This is a genomic window from Cupriavidus sp. 05T313 (assembly GCF_056396665.1).
Window position 1 is genome coordinate 21,715 of record NZ_JBFTLX010000046.1, and the last position, 12,680, is coordinate 34,394.

8 protein-coding genes are annotated in these 12,680 nt (G+C 61.8%); 7 read left to right on the forward strand and 1 reads right to left on the reverse strand.

From position 1 onward, the window contains the following. Position 1 precedes the first annotated feature (1 nt). From AC1DKD_RS13125 to flgL, 4 genes are all read left to right on the forward strand, one after another. Positions 2-1,135: a flagellar basal body P-ring protein FlgI gene (locus AC1DKD_RS13125; protein ID WP_441636797.1), complete on the forward strand. Its 1,134-nt coding sequence runs from the start codon at positions 2-4 to the stop codon at positions 1,133-1,135. 2 nt (positions 1,136-1,137) lie between these two features. Continuing rightward, positions 1,138-2,172 carry a flagellar assembly peptidoglycan hydrolase FlgJ gene (gene flgJ, locus AC1DKD_RS13130; RefSeq protein WP_035874971.1) on the forward strand — a complete coding sequence of 345 codons (1,035 nt, stop codon included), beginning with the start codon at positions 1,138-1,140 and terminating at the stop codon, positions 2,170-2,172. A gap of 239 nt (positions 2,173-2,411) precedes the next feature. Next, a complete protein-coding gene (gene flgK / locus AC1DKD_RS13135; RefSeq protein WP_477102220.1) occupies positions 2,412-4,328 on the forward strand; it encodes a flagellar hook-associated protein FlgK in 1,917 nt (638 codons plus the stop codon). Positions 4,329-4,364: 36 nt separating this feature from the next. Further along, a complete protein-coding gene (gene flgL, locus AC1DKD_RS13140) occupies positions 4,365-5,594 on the forward strand; it encodes a flagellar hook-associated protein FlgL (protein ID WP_477102221.1) in 1,230 nt (409 codons plus the stop codon). A gap of 79 nt (positions 5,595-5,673) precedes the next feature. Here the strand turns inward: flgL and fdhD are convergent, their stop codons facing one another. Further along, positions 5,674-6,528 (reverse strand): formate dehydrogenase accessory sulfurtransferase FdhD, encoded by an 855-nt coding sequence (gene fdhD / locus AC1DKD_RS13145; protein ID WP_441625031.1) that lies wholly within the window; start codon positions 6,526-6,528, stop codon positions 5,674-5,676. A 375-nt stretch (positions 6,529-6,903) separates the two neighbouring features. Here fdhD and AC1DKD_RS13150 point away from each other — a divergent pair, with 375 nt between their 5' ends. The 3 genes from AC1DKD_RS13150 to AC1DKD_RS13160 form a co-directional block, all read left to right on the forward strand. Further along, complete coding sequence (locus tag AC1DKD_RS13150) at positions 6,904-9,183, forward strand: FdhF/YdeP family oxidoreductase (protein ID WP_441625033.1); 2,280 nt, start codon at positions 6,904-6,906, stop codon at positions 9,181-9,183. 477 nt (positions 9,184-9,660) lie between these two features. Next, a complete protein-coding gene (locus AC1DKD_RS13155; protein WP_441625035.1) occupies positions 9,661-10,605 on the forward strand; it encodes a bestrophin family protein in 945 nt (314 codons plus the stop codon). 1,071 nt (positions 10,606-11,676) lie between these two features. Beyond that, the coding region (locus AC1DKD_RS13160; RefSeq protein ID WP_477143361.1) for a molybdopterin-dependent oxidoreductase at positions 11,677-12,680 on the forward strand (1,004 nt) is incomplete at its 3' end.

The following is a 12,680-nucleotide window of genomic DNA, read 5'->3' on the forward strand; positions in this document are numbered from 1 at the left end:
CATGTTCCTGTCTTCGCTCCCTGCCTTGCGCTGCCGCTTTGTCCGCGCTCTCTTCCTTGCGCTGACGCTGGGCCTGCTCGCGAGCGCGGCGCACGCGGAACGGCTGAAGAATCTCGCCACCTTCCAGGGCGTGCGTGACAACCCGCTGGTGGGCTACGGCCTCGTGGTGGGACTGGATAACACCGGCGACCAGACCATGCAGACGCCGTTCACCACGCAGAGCTTGACCAATATGCTCTCGCAGCTGGGCATTACCCTGCCCGCCGGCAAGAACATGCAGCTCAAGAATGTGGCGGCGGTCATGGTCACGGCCACGCTGCCGCCGTTTGCGCAGCCGGGCAGCCAGCTCGACGTGGTGGTGTCCTCCATGGGCAATGCCAAGAGCCTGCGTGGCGGCACACTGCTGATGACGCCGCTCAAGGGCGCCGACGGCCAGGTCTACGCGATCGCGCAGGGCAATATGCTGGTGGGTGGCGCGGGCGCGTCGGCCAACGGCAGCAAGGTACAGGTCAACCAGCTGGCGGTGGGCCGGATCGCCAACGGCGGCATCGTCGAGCGCGCGGTGCCGGCGTTCCAGCCGGAAGGCGGCATCCTGAACCTGGAGCTGCGTGAAACCGATTACGGCACGGCCGAGCGTGTGGTCGAGGCGATCAATCGCTCGATGGGCGGCGGCGTAGCCAGTGCGCTGGACGGCCGGGTGGTGCAGGTGCGCACGCCCGCTGCGCCAGGCGCGCGCGTGGGCTTCATGGCCCGCATCGAGAATATCGACGTCACGCGGGCCAAGGCTGCCGCCAAGGTCATCCTCAATGCCCGTACCGGCTCGATCGTGATGAACCAGGCCGTCACCGTGGACGACTGCGCCGTGGCGCACGGCAATCTGTCGGTGGTGATCAATACCCAGCCGGTGATCAGCCAGCCGGCCCCGTTCAGCGGCGGGCAGACCGTGGTGGCGCCAGTGTCGCAGATCAACATGAAGCAGGAGGGCGGCGCGCTGCAGATGGTCAAGGCCGGCGCTTCCCTGGCCGCCGTGGTCAAGGGCCTGAACGCGCTCGGCGCGACCCCGGCCGACCTGCAGACCATCCTTGAGGCGATGCGCGCTGCCGGTGCGCTGCGCGCCGACCTCGAGATCATCTGACCATGTCCAGCAGCCGCCTGGCCGCCCAGGCCGATCTCTCGCAACGCTTCGCGCTCGACACGCAGGGCTTCGAAGGCCTCAAGCAGAATGCGCGCACGGGCGCCAGCCCCGAAACGCTGCGTACCGCCGCCCGGCAGTTCGAGGCGGTGTTCACGCAGATGGTGCTCAAGAGCATGCGCGATGCCACGCCGCAGGATGGCTTGTTCGACAACGAGCAGACCAAGCTGTACATGTCGATGATGGACCAGCAGCTGTCGCAGCAGATGTCCTCGCGCGGCATCGGCCTTGCCGATGTGATGGTGCGCCAGCTTGCGCGGGCCAGCGGCGCGGGCCTTCCGCCCGAGCTTGCCGGCGCCGCCGCGAAGCAGGCGGCCGTGCAGGCCGGCATGGACGACGCGGCTCCCGGCCTGGCGCGCGCGCTGGACATGCGCAACGGCGACGGCGCGGGGGATGCCGACAGGCCGCGCGTCGGCAGCGTGGTGGCCGGCACCAGCTGGAACCCCACGGCGGGCCTGCGCCAGTACCAGCCGCAGGAACCAGGCGCCTGGCAGGGCGGGGCCTCCGTGTTGCCGGAAGACACGCCCGCCCACATCAGCGCCTTCGTCTCGCGCATGGCCGGCCCCGCCCAGTCGGCGGCACGTGCCACCGGCGTGCCGGCGAAGCTGATCCTCGGCCAGGCGGCGCTCGAATCCGGCTGGGGCCGGCGCGAGATCGCGTACCCGGACGGCAGCACCACCTTCAATGTCTTCGGCATCAAGGCGGGCGCCAACTGGAAGGGCCAGGTCGCGGAAATCACCACCACCGAATACATCGACGGCCAGCCGCAAAAGGTGCGCGCGCGCTTCCGCGCCTACGCTTCGTATGACGAAGCCTTCGCCGACTACGGCCGCTTGCTGAGCAACAACCCACGCTACGCCGAGGTGCTGGCCGCGGCGACGCCGGACGACGCGGCGCGCGGCCTGCAGCGGGCCGGCTACGCCACCGATCCGGCTTATGGCGAGAAACTGGTGCGGATCATGCGAAAAGTGCCCGTCTGAGCGCCCGGAACAGGCTGACCGGACGCCGTGCCAGGCGGCTGGCGCGGCCACCGGAGAGCCAGGCGCAAATTCCCCGCGCCGCGCACTAAAGTCTCTTTGTACTTCTGCCGTTACTCACATCATTCACCGCCGTCGATGTCCGGCAGCGGCGAYCCGGCATCGAAGGGCCAGCACAGGCGGCCACGGTGCGCGGATCGCCCGGTCAGGCGCGCGGCAGCCACCAGACGCGGGGTTAGAGCATGTCTCTCTTCAATATCGGACTTTCCGGCCTGAACACGGCGCAGAACGCGCTGACCACGGTTGGCCACAACGTCAGCAATGCGGCCACCACGGGCTATACGCGGCAGAACACCATCATTGCCTCCGCGGGCGGCCAGTACACCAGTTCGGGGTTCTATGGCCAGGGCTCCAACGCCACCTCGGTGGTCCGCGTCTATGACGAGTTCCTGACCGGCCAGCTGCGCGGCGCGGTGACCGCCAGCGCGCAACTCTCGACCTACTCTGCCCAGATCAGCCAGATCGACAACCTGCTGGCCGACCAGAAGGGCGGCCTGGCACCGCTGATGCAGAAGTTCTTCGCCGCGGTCCAGGGCGTATCGGACACGCCGGCGGATCCGGCCGCGCGCCAGAACATGCTCAACGCCGGGCAGTCGCTGGTGGGGCAGATGCGTGCCGCCAACTCCTACTTCCAGCAACTGCGCGATGGCGTCAACACCCAGCTGCAAAGTTCGGTGACCCAGGTCAATGCCTACTCCCAGCAGATCGCCAAGCTTAATGACCAGATCACGCGGGCCGTCGCTGCCGGCGGTGGCCAGCAGCCCAACGACCTGCTCGACCAGCGCGACCAGTTGGTCTCCGAACTGACCCAGATAGTCGGCGTCAAGGTCGTGCCGCAGGACAATACCTACAACGTCTTCATCGGCAACGGCCAGCCGCTGGTGATGGGCACCGCCTCCTACGACCTGAAGGCGGTGCAATCGTCCGCGGACCCCTCGCGTACCGCGATCGCCTACACGCAAGGCAACGGCAACGTCGTCGAGATGGACGACAGCACGCTCACCGGCGGCTCCGTCAGCGGCCTGCTCAAGTTCCGCAGCGAGACGCTGGACTCCGCGCAGAACGCCATCGGCCGGCTGTCGGTGACGCTGGCCCAGACCTTCAACGACCAGCACAAGCTCGGCGTGGACCTGACCGGCCAGGTTGGCGGCAACCTGTTCAAGCTGGGCTCGCCGTCGGTACTGCCAAAGAGCACCAATGCCGGCAACTCGCTGGTAACGGCCACCATCAGCGATACGTCGCAGCTGACCACCAGCGACTACACCCTGAGCTACGACGGCACCAACTACAACCTGGTGCGCATGTCGGACAATAAGACCGTTAGCCAGCCGGGCGCCGCCGCCACCTATCCGCTGACACTCTCGCTCGATGGCGTGGACGTGCAGATCCCGACGGCGATGTCGGCCAACGACAGCTACCAGATCCAGCCGACCCGCAACATTGCTTCGGCGATGGACATGGCAATCAAGGATCCGGCCAAGATCGCGGCCGCGAAGGCCCCGCTGACTGGCAGCGCAGGCGCCGCAAACACCGGTACGGGTACCGCGAAGGTCACCAACGTCGCACCGGGCGCCAGTAAGCCGCTCACCGCGATCACGGCCACCTACGACGGAGCCACCGCCAAATACATCTTTACCGACCCGACCGGCGCCGCGGTGCCGTCGACTGGCCCGACTCCGAACGGCAGCGCCCAGGACTACGTGATCAACGGCATCACCGTAAGCTTCAGCGGCACGCCGGCGAACAACGACAAGATTACGCTGACACCCAACGCCAGCGGCGCCTCCGACAACGGGAACGCGCTGGTGCTGGCCAAGCTGCAGAGCGCCAAGACCATCGGCGGCGTGTCGAGCTACAACGACGCCTATGCGCAGCTCGTCAACGACGTTGGCAGCCGCGCCAAATCGATCCAGATCGCGTCGACCTCGCAAGACAGCGTCACCACTCAAGTGACGACGGCGCAACAAGGTGTGTCCGGCGTGAACATGGATGAGGAAACGGTCTCCATGCTGCGCTTCCAGCAGCTCTACCAAGCCAACGCCAAGGTTATCCAGACTGCCACTACCCTGTTCGACACCATCATCGGCATCGGCCGCTGAGCGCCCTGACGAATCGGACCCCGAAAAGGAACAGACATGCGCATCGCAAGCTCCACGCTCTATCAACTCGGCCTGGCCTCGATGAACAGCCAGCAGGGTTCCCTGCTGCATGTGCAGCAGCAGCTCGGCACCGGCCGCCGCATCCTCTCGCCGTCGGACGACCCGGTGGGTGCAACCCGGGCGCTGGTGGTAGCGCAATCCAGCGCGGTTAACGACCAGTACGCTACGTCGCGCAAGCAAGCCAACAGCAATCTCGCGATGGAAGACAGTACGCTCAAGAGCGTGACTACCGCGATCCAGAATATCCAGACGCTGGTGGTACAGGCCGGTGACGGCACCATAAGCGATGCCGATCGCGCCTCCGTCGCCTCGCAGCTTGAAGCCAACTACAACCAGTTGATCGGGCTGGCCAACAGCGATGACGGCAACGGGAATTTCCTGTTCGCTGGCTTCCAGTCGCAGTCGCCGCCGTTCAGCAAGGACAGTGCCGGCGCCGTGCAGTACAGCGGCGATAGCGGTCAGCAGTTGCTGCAGGTCGACGTGGCACGTCAGCTGGCGACCGGCGACAACGGCCGCGACATCTTCCTGAGCGTGCAGAACACGGCCACCTATGTTGCCTCGGCTAACAGCGGCAACACGGGCACGGCAACCTACAGTGCAGTCACGGTGTCGGACCCGACCAACGCACTGTATGGGCACAGTATCTCGATCAACTTCGGCACAGATCCGGCCACCGGCGTTTTGCAGTATCAGCTGAAGGACGAAAGCGCTGTTCCGCCTGCGGCAATCGGCGTGCCAGTGACCTACACGGATGGCGCCGGCATCCAGGTGGCGGGCCTCTCGCTGTCGGTCAAGGGTACGCCGGTCGCTGGCGATCGCATGGACCTGCAACCTGCGCAGCTTGCCGGCACCGATATTTTCAGCAACGTCAAGGATGTCATCAACGCGCTGAAGAAGCCCCTCTCGACCGATGCCGATCATGCGGCACTGGCCAATGTGCTGGCCACCGCCAATCGCAAGATGAGCAATTCGCTGGACAACGTCAGCACGGTCCAGACCAGCGTTGGGGCGCGGATGCAGGAGCTGGACGCGCTCGATACGATTGGCTCGAACCGTAGCCTCAATTACAGCCAGACACTTTCCGGACTGCAGGATCTGGATTACTACTCGGCTATTACTGAGTATTACCAGCGTCAGACTTCGCTGCAGGCGGCGCAGCAATCGTTTATGCAGATCCAGGGGATGAATCTGTTTAAATTTCTGTGATTGGTGGTAGGCGTGCGGCGTGCCGTTGTTGTGTGAGGCGGAAACAAAGTTTGGGGCGGGTAGATTTACAGCTGGACAGTCAGCGTACCTGCGGGATACGCAGCCGTTCCGGATGCGTGTAGACGACCAGGCTGCCAGTCCGCACAAAGCCGGCCAGCGTTATCGCAGCGGAGTCTGCCAGCCGCACGGCGAGTACCGTTGGACCGGATACCGCGGCAAGGATCCCCGCACCGATCGATGCCGTCTTGAGCACCATCTCGTAGCTGGCCCGGCTGGTGATAATCACCGCGCCGCGCTTGGTATCCTCGTTGGTACTCGCAAGCGCGCCGGCAAGCTTGTCGAGCGCGTTGTGACGACCCACGTCTTCGCGCACAAAGGCCAATGCGCCATCCGCACGCAGCCACGCCGCCGCGTGCGTCGCCCCGGTATCGCGCAGCAGTGCCTGGCGCTTGACCAGGGCGGCAAACGCCGCATCGAAGACAGTCGGATCGAAGATGGCATGGCTATGCACCGGCTGCGGCACGCGCATGATCTCGCCCAGTGACTCGATGCCGCACAGGCCGCATCCGGTACGACCCGCCAGCGCGCGGCGCCGGGTCTTTAGCCTGGCGAAGGCGGCGGTGGCGATCTCCAACTTGACAGTCACGCCGTTCGCACCGGCTTCCACGTCGATGCCATAGATCTGGCTCGCGCTGTCGACAATGCCTTCGCTGAGGCTGAAGCCGATGGCAAAGTCATCGAGATCGGCTGGTGTAGCCAGCATGACCGCATGAGAGATGCCGTTGTACTCGAGCGCGACCGGCAATTCCTCGGCCAAACGGTCTTCCTCGGCCGTCACGGTGCCGTGACGCCAGCGTCTGACTGCGAACGAGCGCTGCGTCGGCACATCTTCAATGCCTGCGCCGCTGTCTTCCACTGGCACATCGCGCCTCATCGGATCTCCGCTGGTGGCCTCAATGCGTTTCCATCCCGGCCGCGGCTATGGACAGCCCGATCAACTCCACGACTAGTCCCATGCCAGCCCAGAATGCGACTAACCATAACAGCTTTGTACGCTGATAAGGTCTTCGATATGCGGGTATACGCCAGGCAAGAGTAGACGTTACGATTTGCATGTCTCGGATGGCTCATATTGAAAATTGAGAACGCGTGTAAGGTTTCAGTCATGCGCTTGACGGCGGCGCCATTTGTAACTGGCACTTGCCGAGCAGGAAGCCGAGGCTATTGTTAGGAAAAGCTCGCCTGGCGGCGACCCTGCGGCAACAACTGCCCCAGGCAGTCTGAGGCGAATGGGCTTCATGGAGCAATCATGGCTACGCGACGGGAAGTGCCCGGCATCAGGCCCTACGACGGGCCCGCTGGCGGCTGGGGCGCGCTTCGTGCGACGACCCAGGCGATCCGCCTGCAAATGGAAACGGTCAAGGCGCCGCTCACACTGATGCGGACCAACCAGCCCGACGGGTTCGATTGCCCCGGGTGCGCGTGGCCCGACAAGGAGCATAAGTCGACGTTCCAGTTCTGCGAGAACGGTGCCAAGGCCGTGACTTGGGAGGCCACGACGAAACGGGTGCGGCCGGATTTTTTCGCGAGCAACACGGTGTCGTCGCTGCTGCAGCGATCCGATTTCGAGTTGGAGGATATGGGTCGCCTGACGCATCCGCTTGTGTATGACCGTTCCACTGACACGTTCCGCGCGGTCGAATGGGGCGATGCGTTTGCCCGGATCGGCGAAATCCTGCAGGCGTTGTCGCCCGACAAGGTGGAGTTCTACACGTCCGGCAGGGCCTCGAACGAGGCTGCTTACCTGTTCCAGCTGTTCGCGCGGGAGTATGGGACGAACAATTTCCCGGATTGTTCGAACATGTGCCACGAACCAACCAGCGTTGGCTTGCCACAGTCGATCGGTATCGGCAAGGGCACCGTGTCATTGGAGGACTTTGACAGCTGTGAGCTGATTATCTCCATCGGCCACAATCCCGGGACCAATCACCCTCGAATGATGGGTACGCTTCATGAAGCGGCCCGGCGAAATGTCCCAATAGTGGTATTCAATCCACTCAGGGAGCGTGCGCTCGAGCGGTTTGCGGATCCCCAGAACTGGTTGGAAATGGCGACATACGGGTCGACCAGGATTGCGTCAACCTATTATCAGGTTGACGCTGGCGGCGACGCTGCCGCGCTCAAGGGCATAATGAAGGTGCTCCTGGATATGGATGCTCAAAATGGGGATGTCCTGGATCGCGATTTTATCGCGGTGCATACAGAAGGTTTCGACGCATTTGCCGCCGACCTGGCTGCGACCTCGTGGGAGGATATCGAGAAGGCAAGCGGACTGACCCGCGCGGATCTTGAGCAAGTCGCAGATCTCTATGCGAAATCGAATGCCACGATTGTCACTTATGGCATGGGTGTGACGCAGCACAGTAAAGGCACCGCCAACGTCCGCCTGATTGCTGATTTGTTGTTCCTGCGTGGAAATTTTGGCAAGCCCGGTGCGGGCATTTGCCCATTGCGCGGCCATTCCAACGTGCAGGGGAACCGCACGGTCGGCATCACCGAGAAGCCGTCGGCCGACTTCCTTCAGCGCATCGAAAACACCGTCGGCTTCAAGCCGCCCACCGGGCACGGACACGATGCCGTGAAGGCGATGCAGGCGATGATTGATGGTTCGTCCAAGGCACTGATCTGCCTGGGCGGGAACTTCGCAGTCGCACTGCCCGATTCCGGGCAATCCTTCCCCGCGATGGCGAAGCTCGATCTGAGCGTGCACATCGGCACCAAGCTGAATCGCTCGCACCTGCTGGTGGCCAAGGAAACGTACGTGCTGCCGTGCCTGGGCCGCACGGAGCTTGACGTGCAGGCTGGCGGGCCACAATCGGTGACGGTCGAGGACTCGATGTCCATGGTCCATGCCTCGGCCGGCAAGCTCACGCCGGCCTCTGAATTCTTGCGTTCCGAGCCGTCGATCGTCGCGGGAATGGCTACCGCGACCTTGCCTGACAGCAAGGTGCCGTGGTCGGACCTGGTTGCCGAGTATGACAAGATCCGCGATCTGATTGAAAAGACAGTGCCGGGATTCGATGATTTCAATGCACGCATCCGCGTCCCCGGCGGATTCCGCCTGCCACTTCCGCCGACCGAACGCAAGTGGACTACGCCATCGGGCAAGGCGGTTTTCTCCGTATATGGCGGCGTGAAGGAAGACGCCGACGTCCTGGGCGGCGAGAATGTTCTGCGTCTCATGACGATCCGCAGTCACGATCAGTACAACACCACCATCTATGCACTGGATGATCGCTATCGAGGCGTATTCGGTCGACGCGATGTGCTATTCATGCACGAAGCCGACATGGCCGCACGAGGCTTGGAACATGGGGACCTGGTGGATATCGAGACCATCGTAACTGGCAGACAGCTAAGTCTAAAAAGGATCACTGCCATCGCCTATGCAAACATCGCACGGGGCTCGGTGGCGGCGTATTACCCCGAAGCGAACGTGCTAGTGCCTCTGGACTACATTGACAAGGAAAGCGGTACGCCCTCGTACAAGAGTATTCCTGTCCGTGTGTTGCGTTCGGAAGTGACATAGCGGAGGGGGCGGGCATGACTTGGCTTGGTGGGGACACCCGCCTCGAATGATATTTGGGCGGGGGTAATACCGGCGTTTTCACATCTCGACTTAGACCCGTCCGCCTGTCGAGGCACCATGGCGTCGATCCAGATGGGGGGGGGCTGGCGAGAAGTAGGGAAGTAGCACGTCAAACGAATCGACGCAAACGTAGTGCTAGCCCCGTCCCTCAGCCCCTTCGCGCTTTGTGCCACTCGCTTCGCGGACGATCCAGGCTTCAGGTTTGCCAGCATTGCGGCGATGAGCACGGAAGCACGTTCTGTTCCGGTGCCGAGCCAACCGGGAGGCTCGGAACTTGGAGTTACGACCATCGGCAGTTGCTGCGCCACCAGGTAGCTGGATTTCCGGCGACTCGGTGTGTGTGTGTGCCTGACCCGACGGGTCTGCAAAACCCGTATGTGGTTCGAGCGGAAATAGGTTCCTGGGCAAGAGAAAATCATGATCGTGCGGCCAAAGCGAAACTGGTTCAGCATGCTGTTTGCGTGGAGCGGGTCAGTATTGCAGACCATCATTCCGCAACTTCTCCTCCTGGCTTTTGTCAGCGGCTTTGCTGTCCTGACCCATGGGCGAATATTGGGTGAAAAGATTCCGCTCAATACGGCTCCCTTTACACTCTTTGGCGTCGCGCTGACCATCTTTCTGGCGTTCAGAAACAATGCTAGCTATGAGCGCTTCAAGGAAGCCCGTCACCTTTGGGGAAGCGTGCTCATCGCCTCGCGTTCGCTTACGTCGCAAATACTGTGCTACTTGCCCGCGGACGGCAGCGAGGATCGTATCCGGCTGGTAAATCGTCTTATCGCCTTTGTCTATTCGCTAAAGCATGATCTGCGCGAGACGGATCCGACGCAGGATCTCGTGCGCCTTCTCGGGGAAGACGCTATGCAGAGGCTGCGTGCGAAGTGCTACGGGCCTACGGCAATTCTTAACGAGATACGCTATAACCTCGCAGAGCTGCAGATGCGTGAGCTGGTCTCGGAAGCCAAGCTCTGGATGCTCGATGCCCAGCTTAATGAGTTGGGGAAAACCGTTGGTGGCTGTGAGCGCATAGCATCCACACCGATTCCGTTTGCGTACGGGGTCTTGCTTCACCGTACCGCATACGCGTACTGCGTGATGCTCCCTTTCGGTCATGTCGATTCGACGGAGCTGTTTACCCCGATTATCTGCGTCTTCGTCGCCTACACCTTGATCGCGCTTGAGGCGATTGCCGATGAGATTTCCGAGCCGTTCAGTATGGCCCCCAACGCGCTGGCGCTGGACGCGATCTCGCGCAATATCGAGCGCTCGGTGACCGATACTGATGCTTCAGCAGTCAGCATCAGGAACGTGAAGCGTTCGGCGCAATGGCCATTAATCAGATATTCCCCGGAGCACCTCCGTTAAAGTCTTCAACTCATCGCTTGAAAATAGCTGGTTCATTGTTATCCAAGGGAATTGCATCCCGCTTCTCGAATCAATGAATGCGATGAGAGCGAGGTCCTTGTCCAGCAGGCATCGAAATATCCTGAATCCCAGCGTTGCATGCGTGATTAGATACTCGGCGCCGTGCCGGAGCGAAAACCCGACCTTCCCTTGCTGAAAGCGGGCGATAGGAGACTGCAAGCCATCGGTTACCCGTTCCGTGAGATGCTCCTCGAGCCAGTCATCGTACCCGAGGTCGGTTTCTCCGCTTGAGGTCTCGCTAAGCCATTGGTCAACACGATTTACGGAGATTTGGCGAGTTGGCGACGAAATATCGATACTATCCGATTCAATTTTCAATTTTCGGCGCAGATTTCTACTGAGTTGGATTCATTACGAGCGGATCTTGGCGGAAGCCCACTAATCCTTCCGTATAAGAATCACGACCACCCAATCTGGCAGTTTGGCCAGCTCGCAATGTAAGTGCATAAAAAGCATTTTTTCCGCGTCTCCGCTGGGGAGGTGGATAAAAGCTCATTTGTGGCGGGAGAGCCTCTCCGCGAGTCGCTTCCAGTGCCAGTGCCTATACACCTCAAGGAAGTGCTGCGGAATTCCTCCGGATTGGAAGCGCCGAGGCGCCTCCACGGATGCGCCGCGTCTGGTATGAAGCCTAGCGGCCGGCGCCGCCCGGGATAAGTACAGTTCGCCAGGTTGCGGCCAAGCACAGTGTGCTGCCCGCCCGGGCACGCCGAATGGCGCTGCCAGTCTCGGCACTCATCCTGAACAGGGCCTCGCGGCAGACATTCCATCCGGATGCCATCTTCCGACAATCCGTCACGCCATGCTCGCCGGTTTCGAGGCGTCGGCCCGGTCGCGTCCGCGATGCAGTCGGCCTACCTGCAGGGCGTGAAAACTGTACTCCCCATCTTGCTCAGAATTTGTGTGCTCCTCGGTTAGCGCGCTCCATCTACTCTTCGCCTACAGATTGCTTCTACTCGCACAGCCCCGATCCCCGGTTGCGGTGCAGCGCCCATCCACATAGGAACCATCGCTATGGACGAGTCTAAAACTCAAGGAAGAATTGAACCATATACCCATCCTGCCGCTGGTTGGGGGGCACTAAAGTATGTCGCCATCAATCTTCTAAAAGAGAGGGTAGCGGGAGGAAAGTATCGGACGCTATTCAAGCAGAATCAGCCGGATGGCTTYGACTGCCCCGGCTGCGCGTGGCCGGACCGGGAGCATGCCTCCACCTTTGAGTTCTGCGAAAACGGTGTGAAGGCGGTCGCTGCCGAAGCCACAAGCAAGCGCGTCACGCCCGATTTCCTGGCCCAGCACACAGTTGCGGAACTGCTGAAAYAGTCAGATTTTGAACTGGAGCAGCATGGCAGGTTGACGGACCCGGTGGTCTACGATTCAAAGACTGACAAATACAAGCCGATTGCCTGGGGCGATGCGTTCGCGCTTATCGCCAAACACTTGAATCGGCTTGATGACCCGAATCGTGCAACCTTCTATACGTCGGGTCGGGCCAGCAATGAAGCCGCGTTCCTGTATCAGCTTTTCGTGCGCGCCTACGGGACAAATAACTTCCCCGACTGCTCCAACATGTGCCACGAGGCCACCAGCCGGGGCCTGCCAGGTACGGTCGGGATCGGCAAAGCGACGGTGACGCTTGATGATTTTGAGCACTGCGACACGATCATCGTGTTTGGCCAGAACCCGGCGACCAATCATCCGCGCATGCTCGGCGAACTTCGCGAAGCCGCCAAGCGAGGCGTGACACTCGTATCGGTAAACCCGCTCCGAGAACGCGGACTCGAGCGCTTCACCAGCCCTCAGCATCCCCTGGAGATGCTGACGCTGTCGAGTACGCAGATCTGCTCGACATTCATTCGCCCAACGCTTAGCGGCGACTTCGCACTGCTGAAGGGCGTAGCGAAGCGCGTGGTGGAACTGGATGACGAAGCGCTCGCGAACGGGAAACCACGAGTGCTCGATGTGGACTTCATCAAGGCACATACCTCCGGTTTCAAGCAGTTCGCCGAAGATTTGAG